Raw genomic sequence first — 15,227 nt, forward strand, 5'->3', positions numbered from 1 at the left:
GTTATGCATGCAAGTCTGGTGCTTGCGCTGCATGGATTCTAATCAGAGGGAATCCCTTCGCAGGTAACGAAGGGACGTGCAAATGTCACGACATGGTTACACAGGCGCTGGGCTGGATAACCGCGCCAGGGCTGACGCCATGCTCGGTGCCAGGGGCAGGCGCGGGATCAGGACCGCCTGCCAGGCGTGATACAGGTCCGGCTTGCCCGGCCAGATATCGGCGCTGGGACGGTTTTGCGGATCGAGTTCGTGATGCCAACTGCCGTTGCAGCGATCGATGAAATGTTTGTCGCAGAATTCCCAGAAGCACCGGTACCAGGCTTCGTACTTCGCCTCGTCGGTGCGTTTGAGCAAGGCGCTGGCAGCCGCCGCCGCTTCGGCGTGGACCCAATGCAGGCGGTGACGAACCACGGCGCGGTTGTCCCAGTCCAGGGTGTAGACAATGCCCGGCGCGCCATCGACGTCCCAGCCATGGCGGCAGTTCTGGTCGAAGAGTTTTTGCGCGTCCTGGGCCAGCCACCCTGGGGTCAGCATGCCGATCTGGACCCGTGCGGCTTCAAGGTGCAGCAGCAGCCGCGCCCATTCGAAACCGTGGCCGGGGGTGGTGCCATAGGGGCGGAAACCATCGGCAGGATTGTCCTGGTTGTATTCGTGCAGCGGCTGCCAGTGACGGTCGAAATGCTCCACCACCAGGTAGTCGTTGGCGGCGGCATGGCCGTGGATCACCCGCTCGACGATACGCAGGGCACGAACCAGCCAACGAGGATCGTCGGTGGCATCGGCCAGGGCCAGGAAGGCTTCGGTGGCGTGCATGTTGCTGTTGGCGCCGCGATAGGCCTCTTCCTCGCTCCAGTCGCGGTTGAAGGATTCGCGCAACGCGCCCTCCTCCTCACACCAGAAATGCTCATCGATGATCCGCACCGCTTCGTCCAGCAACGCCGCAGCGCCAGGACGCTGGGCCACCACTGCGGAACTGGCCGCCAGGGCAACGAATGCATGCAGGTAGGCCGCCTTGCCAGCACCGTCTTCATCAGGCCGCGTCGTGGCGAACCAGCCACCGTGCTCGGCGTCGCGCAAACGGCCATTGAGTGCCTGGATGCCGTGGTCCACCAACTCGGCAAAACCCGGTAGGCCCTGGATGTGAGCCATGGCGAAGCTGTGGGTCATGCGCGCGGTGTTCATGGTTTCGGCCCGGGCATCGGCCGGCAGGCGCCCAAGCTCATCCAGGTTGCCAAAGCCGTCCGGCAGCTTCGAGGCCTTGGCGAACGCCAGCAGCCGCAAGCCTTCGGCGGCAAGCCATTGCTGGTGGGCAGGGGCATTCAGCCAACTGCTGAAGGCCGGTTGGAAGGTGTCCATCGGGGTACCTTTTTTGTTGTTTTGACGCAGGGAGTCTAAACAAGGGATGGCGGGTGGCAGGTAACGAAAGGGGCGAGTTATGTCACTGACTTGTGACATTTGATTGGGAGAGATGGGTTGGGACGACTGGCGTCATCGCGAGCTCGCTCCCACAGGGGTTTTGTGAACGCCGAAGATCCAGTGTGGGAGCGAGCTCGCTCGCGATGAACGATGACGCGGTCTGATCAATCCACACTGCGAGGCAACTGCAAGGTCACCCGCAACCCACCCTCACGCAGGTTTTGCAGGCTGACCTCCCCCCCATGGCTGTGGGCGATGTTGCGGGCGATGCCCAGGCCCAGGCCATAGCCCTGCTGTTGCCCGGCGAGGCGGAAGTGCGGTTCGAAGACTTGCTCCAGGCGCTGTTCCGGCACACCCGGTCCTTCGTCGTCGACGTGCAGGATGAACGCGGTTTCATCGTCATCGATGTGCAGGTGGGCGTTCTGTCCGTATTTCAAGGCATTGTCGATCAGGTTGCCGATGCAGCGCTTGAGGGCCAGCGGCTTGCCGGGATACGGCGCCAGCGCCCGACCATCCTGGGTCACCCGGCCGTTGCCGTTGGGCGCCAGGTAGGGTTCGACCAGGCAATCGAGCACATGGTTGAGGTCCACCGGCTCGATGTTTTCGTGGATGTCGGTGTCCTTGACGCATTGCAGCGCACCTTTGACCAGCAGCTCCAGCTCATCCAGGTCACGGCCGAACTTGGCTTGCAGGTTTTCGTCCTCCAGCAGCTCGACCCGCAGCCGCAATCGAGTGATCGGTGTGCGCAAGTCGTGGGAAATCGCGCTGAACAACTGGCTGCGCTCCGTCAGGTAACGGCTGATGCGTTCGCGCATGGCATTGAACGCTCGCCCCACTTCCACCACTTCGCTGCCACCGCCCTCGGCCACCGGTTCCACTTCGGCCCCCAGGGACATGTCGCGCGCGGCCCGGGCCAAACGCTTGAGGGGCCGGCTCTGCCAGTGCACCAGCAAACCGATGAACAGCAACAACAGGCTGCTGGTGAGCACGATGAAACCGACCTGTTGCTTGGGCAGGTCTTGTTCTTCGAGGCTGGTGTAGGGTTCGGGTAGCAACGAGGCGATGTACAGCCATTCCCCCGGCGCCATCTGGATCTGCGTGACCAGCACCGGCGGATTCACCGGTTCCAGCGTCAGGGCGTAGTGGGCCCACGAACGGGGCAGTTCATCGAGCTTGAGCCCGGCGTTGAAAATCCGCAGGTCGTCGGGGCTGACAAACGTCACCGAGATGTCGGCGTTAGTGCCCAAGGAGCGACGCAGCACTTCATCCACGGCTTTGAGCACCGCCTGCTTGCGCGGCGTCACCGGCAGCACGTCCATGCCCAGGGGCTTGTCGTTGAGGGTGACGACGAACCGCGTACCGCCCATGCTGCGCAGTTGGTCCAGCACCAATGGCCGGTACGCCACCGGCAGCGAACGCAAGTAACTGACGCTGGCGGTCATCGAATGGGCCAGGCTACGGGCGCTGGTGATCAGGCCTTCGAGCTGGGTGGCGCGCAGTTGCGAGACCCAGATCAGGCTGGACAGGGTCTGGGCGAACAACACCACCAGCAAGGTCAGCAGTAGCATGCGGCCCAGCAACGAGCGCGGTACCGGTACCCGCCGGGCGATTTTCCTGATCCAGTCAATGCCCATTGCTGGCAACCACACTGGCCGCCAGTTGATAACCGCTGCCACGCACCGTGCGAATCAGCCGCGGTGGTTTGTCGGTGTCACGCAGGCGCTGGCGCAGGCGACTGACCGCCATGTCGACGATCCGGTCCAGGGGCATCAGCTCACGACCACGGGTCGCATTGCCGATGGTGTCGCGGTCGAGGATTTCCTGGGGATGATCGAGAAACAGCTTGAGCAGGGCGAAGTCGGCGCCGGAGAGAATCACTTCTTCACCGTCGGTGTGGAACAGCCGATGGCTGACCATGTCCAGCCGCCATTCATCGAAGGCCAGCACTTCACCGCCGGAGCGCTCCTGGCCGAATTGCGCCCGGCGCAGCAGCGCCTTGATGCGCGCCTGCAACTCACGCGGGCTGAACGGCTTGCCCAGGTAATCATCGGCGCCCAGCTCAAGGCCGATGACCCGATCGGCCTCGTCGGAACTGGCGGTGAGCATGATGATCGGCACATGAGCCTGGCGTGGGTGCTGGCGAACCCAGCGGCAAAGGCTGAAGCCGTCTTCATCGGGCAGCATCACATCGAGGATCACCAGGTCGCTCGGCGCATCGTTAAACGCCTGGCGAAACCCGGCGCCGTCGGGCGTGGTCCGCACCTGGAACCCCGCACGGCTGAGGTAGGTGTCCAGCAGTTCGCGAATCTCCTGGTCGTCGTCGACCAACAAAATCGATTTGTTTACTGAACTCACGGGCCTCGTCCTTGTTGTTTGGATTGGGGCGATTATGCCTGATGGACAAGGCCTACAAACACACCACAAAAACTCTGTGGGAGCGAGCTTGCTCGCGATAGCGGTGCAACAGTCAACCTCAATGGCGACTGCCACTCCATCATCGCGAGCAAGCTCGCTCCCACAGGGGTGGGGTACCTATCGAACCTTAGGCGGCGGATTGCTCCAACGCCACGCCGGCGCCCATCAGGCCGGAGTATGGCGCGGTCACCAGCCAGACCGGAATGCCCTTGAAGTAATCGCTCATGCAACCCTTGTCGGCGAAGCAGCGGGCGAAACCGCTTTCGAGGAAGAAATCGGCAAAACGCGGGACCACGCCACCGACGATGTAGACGCCGCCGCGTCCGCCCAGGGTCAACACGTTGTTGCCGGCCACGCGCCCCAGCCAGCGGCAGAACTGCTCGAGCACTTCCAGGGCGATGGGGTCGCCGGCCAAGCCGGCCGCGGTGATGGATTCGGGGGTGTCGAGTACCGGCACATGGCCGTCCACTGCGCAAATGGCCCGGTACACCCGAGGCAAACCGCTGCCGCTCAAGGCGGTTTCGGCGCTGACGTGGCCGATCTCGTTGTAGATGTGCTGCCACAGCTGGGTTTCCCGCGGGCTGCTCATGGGCAGGTCGACATGGCCGCCCTCCCCCGGCAACGCGGCGAAACGGCCCTCACCCAGGTCCAGCAGCGTGCCGACGCCCAGCCCGGTGCCCGGCCCGATCACCACCGCCGGACGCATCGGCTCCGGGGTGCCTTCGCACACGACCCGGTACTCATCGGGACGCAAGCAGGTCATGCCCAAGGCCATGGCCGAGAAGTCGTTGACCAGCAACAGCTTCTCCACCTGCAGGGTCTTGCAGAACGCCAGATTGCTCAGGCGCCAGTGATTGTTGGTAAAGCGAAACTCATCGCCGCTCACGGGACCGGCCACCGACAGGCACACCGAACCGATGGCGCCCGGTTTCAGGCCCAGACCGCCCAGGTACACCTGGATGGCATCTTCCGGGCAGGCGTAATCCGCCGTTGCCAGCACCTGGATGTTTTCCAGGGTGTGGTCTTTCCACAGCGCGAAGCGTGCGTTGGTCCCACCGATGTCACCGACCAAAGCCAGTTTCAATTAAGCGTCTCCAGGGCAGAAGTGAAGGCGCTGGCGCCCTGCTCCGCCGAGCTGAAGGCCATGCGCATGAAACCGAACAGCTCGCGACCAGTGCCGATGTTGTTGCCCAACAGGCCCTTGGCCGGCGTGCGCGCGGCGAATTCCTCGGCGTCCACCTTCAATTCCAAGGTGCCTTTGACGCCATCGACACGGATGATATCGCCCTCCTGCACCCGGGCCAACGCACCACCGACATAAGCTTCGGGGCTGACATGAATGGCCGCCGGGATTTTCCCCGACGCGCCGGACATGCGCCCGTCGGTCACCAGCGCCACTTTGAAGCCACGGTCCTGCAACACACCCAGGAATGGCGTCATCTTGTGCAGCTCCGGCATGCCGTTGGAGCGCGGGCCCTGGAAGCGCATCACCGCGACAAAATCCTTTTCCAACAGGCCGGCCTTGAACGCGTCCGCCAGGTCCTGCTGGTCCTGGAAGACCATGGCCGGGGCTTCGACAATCTGGTTTTCCAGGGCCACGGCCGAGACCTTCATCACCCCACGACCCAGGTTGCCTTCCATCACGCGCAACCCACCTTCTGGCGAGAAGGCGCGGGCCACCGGACGCAGGATGTTTTCGTCGAGGCTTTCGATCGGGCCGTCGCGCCACACCAACTCGCCATCCTCCAGGAACGGTTCCTGGGTGTAGCGGCTCAGGCCGTGGCCGAGCACGGTGTTGACGTTTTCATGCAGCAAGCCGGCTTCCAGCAACTCACGGATCAGGAACGACATGCCGCCGGCCGCCTGGAAGTGGTTGATGTCGGCCTTGCCGTTCGGGTAGACGTGGCTCAGGGTCGGCACCACCTCGGAGAGGTCGGCCATGTCTTGCCAGGTCAACTGGATACCCGCTGCCATGGCGATGGCCGGCATGTGCAGGGTGTGGTTGGTGGAACCGCCGGTGGCGTGCAGCGCAACGATGGAATTGACCAGCGAGCGCTCGTCGACGATTTCGCCGATAGGCATGAAATTGCCACTTTGCTTGGTCATGCGCGTCACCTGGAACGCTGCTTCACGGGTCAGGGCATCGCGCAGCGGCGTGTTCGGGTTGACGAACGAGGCGCCCGGCAAGTGCAGGCCCATCACTTCCATCAACAACTGGTTGGTGTTGGCGGTGCCGTAGAAGGTACAGGTGCCGGGGCTGTGGTAGGACTTCATCTCCGATTCCAGCAGCTCTTCGCGGGTGGCCTTGCCTTCGGCGTAGCGCTGGCGCACGTCGGCTTTTTCCTTGTTGGAAATGCCCGAGACCATCGGCCCGCCTGGCACGAAGATCGTCGGCAAGTGACCGAAGCGCAGCGCGCCCATCATCAGGCCCGGGACGATCTTGTCGCAGATGCCGAGCATCAGTGCGCCGTCGAACATGTTGTGGGACAGCGCCACAGCCGTGGAGAGCGCGATCACTTCGCGGCTCGGCAGACTCAGTTCCATCCCCGCCTCGCCCTGGGTCACGCCGTCGCACATCGCCGGCGTGCCTCCGGCGAACTGGCCGACCGAGCCAATCTCGCGCAGGGCTTTCTTGATTTGTTCCGGGAAGGTTTCGTAGGGCTGGTGGGCCGAGAGCATGTCGTTATAGGACGACACGATGGCGATGTTGGCGGCGTTCATCATCCGCAGATGGTGTTTGTCTTCGGTGCCGCAACCGGCCACGCCGTGAGCGAAGTTGGCGCACTGCAGCTTGCCGCGCATCGGACCGTCGCTGGCAGCATCACGGATCAATGCAAGGTAAGCCTGACGCGTGGCGCGGCTGCGGGCGATAAGCCGTTCGGTGACCTCAAGAACGCGGGGATGCATGTGTAGAACTCCAGGCTAACGGGTGTGGCGACCTGATTGTCTATGCTGGTCAAAAGCCCGCTGCGCGCTGTGTGGAAGGCGAGGCGACAGACGGTTTTTGACCATTCGGACCAGTTGATTCAGGTCACTCGTTGTAGATAAAACAAAATATTGCCACTAAAAAGGCTTGTTTTCTATTTTTATGCGAATAATCTTGTAATTCCAACAACAAATCGACGGCGGCGCAGTTAATGACTCTTCGAATCGCAATCAATGGTTTTGGCCGCATCGGCCGCAACGTCCTTCGTGCACTGTATACCCAAGGCTATCGTCGCGACCTGCAGATCGTCGCCATCAACGACCTGGGTGACAGTGCAATCAATGCCCATCTGCTCAAGTTCGACACCGTGCATGGCACCTTCGACGCCGACGTCCAGCACGATCACGAAAGCCTGACGGTCAATGGCGACCGCATCTCGGTCAGCGCCATCCGCAACCCGGCCGAACTGCCTTGGGCGGCCGAGAAGATCGACGTCGTGTTCGAATGCACCGGTCTGTTCACCGACCGCGCCAAGGCCGCCGCCCACATCAGCGCCGGCGCCCGCAAGGTGATCATTTCGGCCCCGGCCAAGGGCGCCGATGCCACCGTCGTGTATGGCGTGAACCACGACATCCTGCGCCAGTCCCACCAGATCATCTCCAACGCTTCGTGCACCACCAACTGCCTGGCCCCGGTGGCCCAGGTGCTGCACCGCGAGCTGGGCATCGAAAGCGGCCTGATGACCACCATCCATGCCTACACCAACGACCAGAACCTGACCGACGTCTACCACAGCGACCCGTACCGTGCTCGCTCGGCCACGCAGAACATGATCCCGAGCAAGACCGGCGCCGCCGAAGCGGTGGGCCTGGTGCTGCCGGAACTGGCCGGCAAGCTGACCGGCATGGCGGTGCGCGTACCGGTGATCAACGTCTCGCTGGTGGACCTCACCGTGCAACTCAAGCGCGAAGCGTCGGCCGAGGAAGTCAACGAACTGCTGCGCCAGGCCAGCCAGCATTCGAAGATCCTCGGCTACAACACCCTGCCGCTGGTCTCCAGCGATTTCAACCACAACCCGCTGTCGTCGATCTTCGACGCCAACCACACCAAGGCCAGCGGCAAGCTGCTCAAGGTACTGGCCTGGTATGACAACGAATGGGGTTTCTCCAACCGCATGCTGGATAACTGCCTGGCGTTGTGTAACGCCGAGTAACTCATTGCCGGCCAATGTGGAGCGGGCCTGCAAGAGCAAACCTTGGGAGCAGGCCTGTGGGAGCAAAGCTTGCTCGCGATGACACCGTCGCATGCAGCACCTGTGCAGGCTTTGAGAACGCTATCGCGAGCAAGCTTTGCTCCCACAGGTGCGCTCCCCACATGGCTTGGCGTGATGAAATCAAGGCTTGACCCGCAACGTAGATGATAAGCATTATCATCCACTCGAACCGGATCGGGCCCTACCGTGAGTCAATCGCGCTTTCATCACGTCTTCCTCGCCCAGCGCACGCCGCTGCTGCGCACCCTCGAGCGCATGGTCAGCAACCCCAGTACCGCCGAAGACCTGCTTCAGGAAACCTACCTGCGTGTCACCCGTGCACTGGCCGAACGCACGGTCGAGCACCTCGAACCCTTTGTTTTCCAGACCGCCCGCAACCTGGCGCTGGACCATTTGCGTGCCCGGCGCATCCAGGCCCGGACCCTGCTGGATGACGTGCCGCTGGAAGTCGTCCAAAACGTCGTCGCCCCCCAGAGCAGCGCCGAGGACGCCGCCCATGCCCAGCAACTGCTCGAGCGCCTGAATGTCAGCCTGCAGGCCCTGAGCCCGCGACAACGGCAGATCTTCATCCTCAACCGCCTGCATGGCCACAGTTACCAGGAAATCGCCGAACGGCTGAGCGTGTCCTTGAGCACGGTGCAAAAGGAACTGAAACTGATCATGGCGATCTGTGTGGGTGTGGCTGAACGCAGTCTATAGTTTCACGTTGCGCACAGGCTTGCCTCCTACTGCCTGCGGCTTGTAGCTTGTGCTGGCCGCTAATACGAGAACCCACCGTGACGGACAACTCCCCTTCTCCTGCGCCGACGCCGGAAACCGCCCATGCCATGGAGCAGGCGCTGGACTGGCTGATCCTGCTGGACAGCCCCAGCGAGGAACAGACGCGGCAGTTCCAGGCCTGGCTGGCGGCCGATCCACGTCATGGCGAGGCCTTCGCCCGGGCCCAGGCGATCTGGAATGGCCCACAGGTGATGGCCAGTGCCCGTCGACTTGAAACCGCGCCCAAGGTCACCGCGCTGTCGCGCCTGCGTGCCCACTGGAAACCCCTGGCCACCGCCGCCGTGTTGTTTCTCGGCCTGTTCAACTTCAGCGACCTGCCCCTGCGCTTGCAGGCCGATCACCTGACCGTGGTCGGTGAGCGCCAGCGCCTGCAATTGGAAGACGGCTCCAAGGTCCTGCTCAACACCGACTCGGCGTTCTCCAGCACGTTCAACGAACAACGGTACGTGGCCCGCTTGTACAAGGGCGAGGCCTTCTTCGAAGTCCCGGGCAACCGTACCCTGCCGCTGGAAATCGACGCCGGCCCGGTCACCGCCAGCGTCAGCGATACCACGTTCGCCGTGCGTTACCTCGACGGCGTGGCCCAGGTCCAGGTGCAGCGCGGTGATGTGGATCTGCGGGCCAACCGCAACGACACCCATGTGCGGCTGTCGGCCGGGGAGAGCATCCGCATCGGCCCCAACGGCTTCGACCGTCCGGCCCGGCTCGATGCCAACACGGACCTGGCCTGGGTCCAGGGTCGGCTGGTGTTCGAGAACCGGCCGCTGAGCCAGGTACTGGCTGAGCTGCGCCGCTACTACCCCGGCTGGATCATCAACAGTAACGAACAGCTGGCCAATGTCGCGGTGACCGGCAATTACCGCCTCGATCAGCCGCTGGACGTGGTCCGCTCCCTGGCCCATATCACCTCGGCGCGGCTTCAGGAATTCCCAGCGCTGGTGATCTTGAACTAAATGAGAATTATTTTTACTCGATAGGCTCCGCTGGTTCGTCTCGTTATAGCCAATGCAATTGATTCGCATCCAGCGATGCGATCTGCACCTATAACAGATGCGACACGGAGCGCTATCGATGTCCTCTCGCCTTACTTGCCGGTTTCTTGCCCCCTCTTGCACGCTGTCATTGCTCACCGCCGCCATCCTGATGGCCGGCACCGCGCCGCTCGCCCTGGCTGCCACCGCCGTGCAGCCCCCTGCCCGCAACATGGGCGACTACACCTTCGCCATCGCCCGACAGCCACTGGTCTCGGCCTTGAATGCATTCACCGCGGTCACCGGCTGGCAAGTCGGCATGCCGGCGGAACTGGCCGAAGGCGTCGCCTCGCCAGGGGTGAACGGCTCGCTGCCGCCTGAAAAAGCCCTGGAGCGCCTGTTGGTGGGGACCCAGCTGGGCTATCGCAAGCTGGGCGACAACAGCATCGTGCTGGAAAAGCGCAGCAGCGGCAGCACGATGGAGCTGCAACAGGTGACCATCAGCGCCACCCGCCAGGAACAGGACATCACCAGCGTACCCAGCACGGTCACCGTCCACGACCGCCAGGAACTGGACCGCAACAACGTCAATACTCTCAAGGACCTGGTGCGCTATGAACCGGGCGTGTCGGTGGGCGGTGCGGGCCAGCGCGGCGGCATCAGCGGCTATAACATTCGCGGCATCGACGGCAACCGGATCCTGACCCAGGTCGACGGCGTGGAAGTACCCGGCGGTTTCTTCAACGGCCCCTACGCCAAGACCCAGCGCAATTACGTCGACCCGGAAATCATCAAGCGCGTGGAAATCCTCCGCGGTCCGGCCTCGGTGCTGTACGGCAGCAATGCCATTGGCGGTGCCGTCAGCTACTTCACCCTCGATCCGGACGACATCATCAAGCCCGGCCAGGACGTTGGCGCCCGCCTGAAGACCGGCTACAGCTCCGCCGACGAGAGCTGGCTCAAGTCCGCCACCGTCGCCGGCCGCAGCGGCCCATTCGATGGCCTGCTGCACTACAGCCAGCGCGACGGTCACGAAACCGAATCCTACGGCAGCCACAACGGCACCGGCCTGGACCGCACCGCCGCCAACCCGGAAGACGTGCGCGCCAACAACGTGCTGGCCAAGCTCGGCTGGAACTACAGCGATGACGCACGCCTTGGCCTGGTCTACGAGAAATACAAGGACGACCGCGACAGCGACCTGAAAAGCGCCTACGGCGGCCCCTACGCCAACGGCCAACCGGCGATCCCCGATTTTGTACTGCCTGGCGGCATGTACCAGTGGCGCACCGGCAACGACACCATCACCCGCGAGCGCTTCGGCCTGGAGCACAGCTTCGCCCTCGACAGCTTGCTGGCCGATCACATCAAGTGGAGCCTGAATCACCAGGTCGCCAAGACCGACCAGAGCACCGCCGAGTTCTATTTCCCGATCACCCGCCAGGTCCTGCGCACCCGGGATACCCTCTACGAAGAAAAGCAGTGGGTCTTCGATGCGCAACTGGACAAGGCCTTCAGCATCGCCGACACCGATCACGCGCTGACCTACGGCACCACGATCAAGCAACAGAAAGTCACCGGCTCGCGCAGCGGCAATGGCGTGTGCCTGGCGGTGGGTGTCGGTTGCTCTGCGGTGGGCGCCATCAGCACCCGGGACGTGCTGGCAAAAGCCAGTGACTTCCCGGACCCGACCATCAACAGCTACGCCCTGTTCGTCCAGGACCAGATCAGTTGGGACAAATGGACCTTCACGCCTGGCCTGCGCTACGACTACACCCAGCTCAAGCCGCACCTGACCGAGGAATTCCTCAACACCGTGGACCCCACCAGTGGTGGTGAGGTCAGCGACAAGAACAAGACCTGGCACCGCGTCTCGCCGAAATTCGGCGTGACCTATGCTCTGACCGACCAGTACACCTGGTACGGGCAGTACGCCGAGGGTTTCCGCACCCCGACCGCCAAGGCCCTGTATGGCCGTTTCGACAACCCTGGCGCTGGCTATAGCGTGGAGCCCAACGCCGACCTGGAAGCGGAAAAAAGCCAGGGCTACGAGACCGGCCTGCGCGGCCGCTTCGACTCCGGTTCGTTCGACGTGGCGGTGTTCTACAACAAGTACCGCGACTTCATCAACGAGGACGCCATCACCCCCGGTGCCGACCAGTTGACCTTCCAGAGCAACAACATCAAGCACGCCACCATCAAGGGTGCCGAAATCAAGGGACGCCTGGACCTGGACGTGCTGGGGGCGCCAAAGGGCCTGTACACCCAAGGTTCGGTGGCCTACGCCTACGGTCGCAACAACGACACCGGCGAGCCGCTCAACAGCGTCAACCCGCTCACCGGCGTGTTTGGCCTGGGCTACGACCAGGCGCAGTTCGGCACCTTGCTCAGCTGGACCCTGGTCAAGAAAAAGGACCGCGTCGACGACAGCAACTTCAACTCGCCCGATGGCGTGAGCAGCCAGTTCAAGACGCCAGGCTTCGGCATCCTCGACCTGACGGGTTTCTACAAGGTGACCCGCGACGTGACCGTCAGTGGCGGCCTCTACAACCTCACCGACAAGAAATACTGGCTGTGGGATGACGTGCGCGGCTACGACAGCGTCGGCGAAGCGGCCGTGCTGAGCCCCGCCAACCTCGATCGCCTGACCGCGCCCGGGCGTAACTTCGCGGTGAACCTGATCTGGGATATCTGACCCTATTTCCCAGGCAACACAAACACCTGTGGCGAGGAGAGTCATGTGGGAGCAAGGCTTGCCCGCGATGAAGGCGATGCGGTCTTTCAGAGATCGAGGCGCCTGTTTCGCGAGCAAGCTTTGCTCCCACAGCCCTCGCCACAGCGATCTAATTCAAAGGAATTGTTCATGACCACACAACGTCCCGCTTCACGTTCCCAACGCCTGAACCAGATCACCCACGAGCCTCACAGCAAGCTCGACGCCCTGGTCAAGGCTCACGCCCCGTTCGAAACCCCGGCCAGCTTCGCCCGTTTCGTCGTCGCCCAGTACCTGTTCCAGTCGGAACTGGTGGCGCTGTACAACGACGCCGAGCTGTCCGCCCTGATTCCCGACCTGCCGGCCCGTTGCCGGGCCGACGCAGCCAAGGCGGATCTCGCCGACCTGGACACCGAAGTCCCCGCGCCGTTGGCCGGTGCGGTGAACAAACCGACCCAGGCCGAAGCCCTGGGCTGGTTGTTCGTCTCCGAAGGTTCCAAGCTCGGCGCCGCGTTCCTGATCAAGCGTGCCGTGGGCCTGGGGCTGAGCGAAACCTTCGGCGCCCGGCACCTGGCGGAGCCTGCCGGCGGGCGCGCCGAAGGCTGGAAAACCTTCACCCGCACCCTCGACGGCCTGGCCTTCACCGAACAGCAGGAAGCCGAAGCGGATAAAGGCGCGCTGGATGCTTTCAACCGCTTTACCGTACTGCTGGAACAGGCTTATGCGGCCGAGCCGGCTTGATCTGTGGGAGCGAGCTTGCTCGCGATGGCGGACTTTCAGCCACCTTATTGGCCACCTGATACACCGCTATCGCGAGCAAGCTCGCTCCCACAAGGTAAAGTGCATGTCGGATAGAAGTACATGAGCCGCACGCCCTCCAAACTCACCCAACTGCTCTTCGCCCTGCTCGCCTACACCAGCCTGGCCATCGGCCTGGTCGCCCTCGTCGTGCCCGGCCTGCCGACCACCGAATTCATCCTGCTGGCCGCCTGGGCCGCGACCCGCAGTTCGCCGCGCCTGAGCGCCTGGCTGGAGAGCCATCGGTTGTTCGGGCCGATGCTGCACAACTGGCGCAATGGCAAGGTCATCCCGCGCCGGACCAAGGTGGGTGCCACCGTCAGCATGCTGCTGTGTGCCGGGCTGATGCTGGTGATGCTCGACCACGGCTGGCCGGTTTACCTGGCGCTCGCGGGTATGGGCCTGGGCAACCTGTGGATCTGGTCGCGGCCGGAACAGGCACAGGACACTTGTGGCGAGGGCGCTTGCTCCCGCTGGGCCGCAAAGCGGCCCCCAACGGATTTTTGATCTATGATCGCCCTCTCGTACTGGAGGGCTTTCGATGTCAGATCTGCTCACGTCCATGCAAACCGCACTCGGCTTGCCCACGACCCCAATCACCTTCAGCGGCGAAGGCGCCCTGCCCTCGGCCTTCGCCGTCACGGAGTTGGCCAGCGCCAGCATCGCCGTGGCGGGCCAGGCGACCGCCGCGCTCATCCACCAGCAAACCGGCCGCCTTCGGCCCGTCGAGGTCGACCGGCGCCTGGCGTCGTTCTGGTTCTCCACTTCCCTTCGCCCCATCGGCTGGAGCGTGCCGCCGATGTGGGACCCGGTGGCCGGTGACTACGCCTGCGCCGACGGCTGGATTCGCCTGCACACCAACGCACCGCATCATCGCCTGGCCGCGGAAAAAGTCCTCGGCACCTGCACCGACCGCGCCGACATGACGGCGAGGGTGGCCCGTTGGAACAAGGCCGAGCTGGAACAGGCCGTGGTCGACGCCGGCGGTTGCGCCGCCGAGATGCGCTCGTGGCAGTCCTGGCAGGCCCATCCCCAAGGCATGGCGGTGAATGCCGAACCGCTGGTGCATCTGAGTGAAACGACTGCAGAACAGCGCAAGCCCTGGCTCGGCTCCGTGACCCAGCCACTGGCGGGCCTCAAGGTGTTGGACTTGACCCGCGTGCTGGCCGGCCCCGTCGCCAGCCGCTTCCTCGCAGGCCTGGGGGCCGACGTGCTGCGCATCGACCCACCGACCTGGAACGAACCCGGCGTGGTCCCGGAAGTCACCCTGGGCAAACGCTGCGCCCGCCTCGACTTGCATCGGCCCGATGATCGCGCGGTGTTCGAGGCGCTGCTCAAGGACACCGACATCCTCCTGCATGGCTATCGCGCTGATGCTCTCGAACGCCTGGGTTATGGCGCCGAGCAACGCCAGCAAATCGCCCCGGGGCTGATCGATGTGAGTCTCAACGCCTATGGCTGGAGCGGCCCGTGGCAGCACCGCCGTGGCTTCGACAGCCTGGTGCAGATGAGCAGCGGCATTGCCGAAGCCGGCATGGGTTGGAAACATACTGACAAACCGACACCGCTGCCGGTGCAGGCACTGGACCACGGCACCGGCTACCTGATGGCGGCCAGTGCCCTGGTGTTGTTAACCCGGCGCCTGGAGAGGGGGCACGGCGGCTCGGCTCGCTTGTCACTGGCGCGCACGGCGAAGCTGTTGATCGAGCGTGGCCCAGGGGACCCGACCCCATTGCGCGCCGAGGACAAGGATGATCAGGGCCTGGTGGTCGAACAAACGCCATGGGGGCCAGCCCATCGCTTGCAGGTGCCGTTGAAAATCACCGGGACGCCGTTGCAATGGACCTTGCCAGCGGCAGAACTGGGCGCCCATCGCCCGCAGTGGTAAGGGGATTGATGTGGGAGCAAGGCTTGCCCGCGATGGAAGCGCCGCAG

The 15,227-nt window shown here is 63.6% G+C and carries 12 protein-coding genes; 7 read left to right on the forward strand and 5 right to left on the reverse strand.

The window, feature by feature from the left end; genetic code table 11:
- Window positions 1–96 precede the first annotated feature (96 nt).
- From AO356_RS05210 to edd, 5 genes are all read right to left on the reverse strand, one after another.
- Entirely contained in the window at window positions 97–1,356 is a 1,260-nt protein-coding gene (locus AO356_RS05210) for an AGE family epimerase/isomerase (RefSeq protein WP_060738871.1), read from the reverse strand.
- Window positions 1,357–1,580: 224 nt separating this feature from the next.
- On the reverse strand, window positions 1,581–3,050 hold the full coding sequence (locus AO356_RS05215; protein ID WP_060738872.1) for an ATP-binding protein: 1,470 nt from the start codon (window positions 3,048–3,050) through the stop codon (window positions 1,581–1,583).
- On the reverse strand, window positions 3,040–3,771 hold the full coding sequence (locus AO356_RS05220) for a response regulator (protein WP_060738873.1): 732 nt from the start codon (window positions 3,769–3,771) through the stop codon (window positions 3,040–3,042). The genes AO356_RS05215 and AO356_RS05220 overlap by 11 nt, the downstream gene beginning before the upstream one ends.
- Window positions 3,772–3,958: 187 nt before the next feature.
- The gene (locus tag AO356_RS05225) at window positions 3,959–4,915 is read right to left on the reverse strand and encodes a glucokinase (RefSeq protein ID WP_060738874.1); all 957 of its coding nucleotides are present in this window, start codon (window positions 4,913–4,915) and stop codon (window positions 3,959–3,961) included.
- Complete coding sequence (edd, locus tag AO356_RS05230; protein WP_060738875.1) at window positions 4,912–6,738, reverse strand: phosphogluconate dehydratase; 1,827 nt, start codon at window positions 6,736–6,738, stop codon at window positions 4,912–4,914. The genes AO356_RS05225 and edd overlap by 4 nt, the downstream gene beginning before the upstream one ends.
- 230 nt (window positions 6,739–6,968) lie before the next feature.
- Here edd and gap point away from each other — a divergent pair, with 230 nt between their 5' ends.
- From gap to AO356_RS05265, 7 genes are all read left to right on the forward strand, one after another.
- Window positions 6,969–7,970, forward strand: coding sequence for a type I glyceraldehyde-3-phosphate dehydrogenase (gene gap, locus AO356_RS05235; protein ID WP_047228368.1), 1,002 nt, complete (start codon window positions 6,969–6,971; stop codon window positions 7,968–7,970).
- Between the two features lie 246 nt (window positions 7,971–8,216).
- Complete coding sequence (locus AO356_RS05240) at window positions 8,217–8,729, forward strand: RNA polymerase sigma factor (RefSeq protein WP_060738876.1); 513 nt, start codon at window positions 8,217–8,219, stop codon at window positions 8,727–8,729.
- 128 nt (window positions 8,730–8,857) lie between these two features.
- Window positions 8,858–9,763 (forward strand): FecR family protein, encoded by a 906-nt coding sequence (locus tag AO356_RS05245; protein ID WP_081015319.1) that lies wholly within the window; start codon window positions 8,858–8,860, stop codon window positions 9,761–9,763.
- A 118-nt stretch (window positions 9,764–9,881) separates the two neighbouring features.
- Entirely contained in the window at window positions 9,882–12,476 is a 2,595-nt protein-coding gene (locus tag AO356_RS05250; RefSeq protein WP_060738878.1) for a TonB-dependent receptor, read from the forward strand.
- A 168-nt stretch (window positions 12,477–12,644) separates the two neighbouring features.
- The gene (locus AO356_RS05255) at window positions 12,645–13,235 is read left to right on the forward strand and encodes a biliverdin-producing heme oxygenase (RefSeq protein WP_060738879.1); all 591 of its coding nucleotides are present in this window, start codon (window positions 12,645–12,647) and stop codon (window positions 13,233–13,235) included.
- A gap of 120 nt (window positions 13,236–13,355) precedes the next feature.
- Window positions 13,356–13,799, forward strand: a complete 444-nt coding sequence (locus AO356_RS05260; protein WP_060738880.1) for a YbaN family protein — start codon at window positions 13,356–13,358, stop codon at window positions 13,797–13,799.
- A 34-nt stretch (window positions 13,800–13,833) separates the two neighbouring features.
- The gene (locus AO356_RS05265; protein ID WP_060738881.1) at window positions 13,834–15,180 is read left to right on the forward strand and encodes a CoA transferase; all 1,347 of its coding nucleotides are present in this window, start codon (window positions 13,834–13,836) and stop codon (window positions 15,178–15,180) included.
- Window positions 15,181–15,227 lie beyond the last annotated feature (47 nt).

Origin of the sequence: Pseudomonas fluorescens, assembly GCF_001307275.1 — a bacterium.
Taxonomy (GTDB): domain Bacteria; phylum Pseudomonadota; class Gammaproteobacteria; order Pseudomonadales; family Pseudomonadaceae; genus Aquipseudomonas; species Aquipseudomonas fluorescens_AA.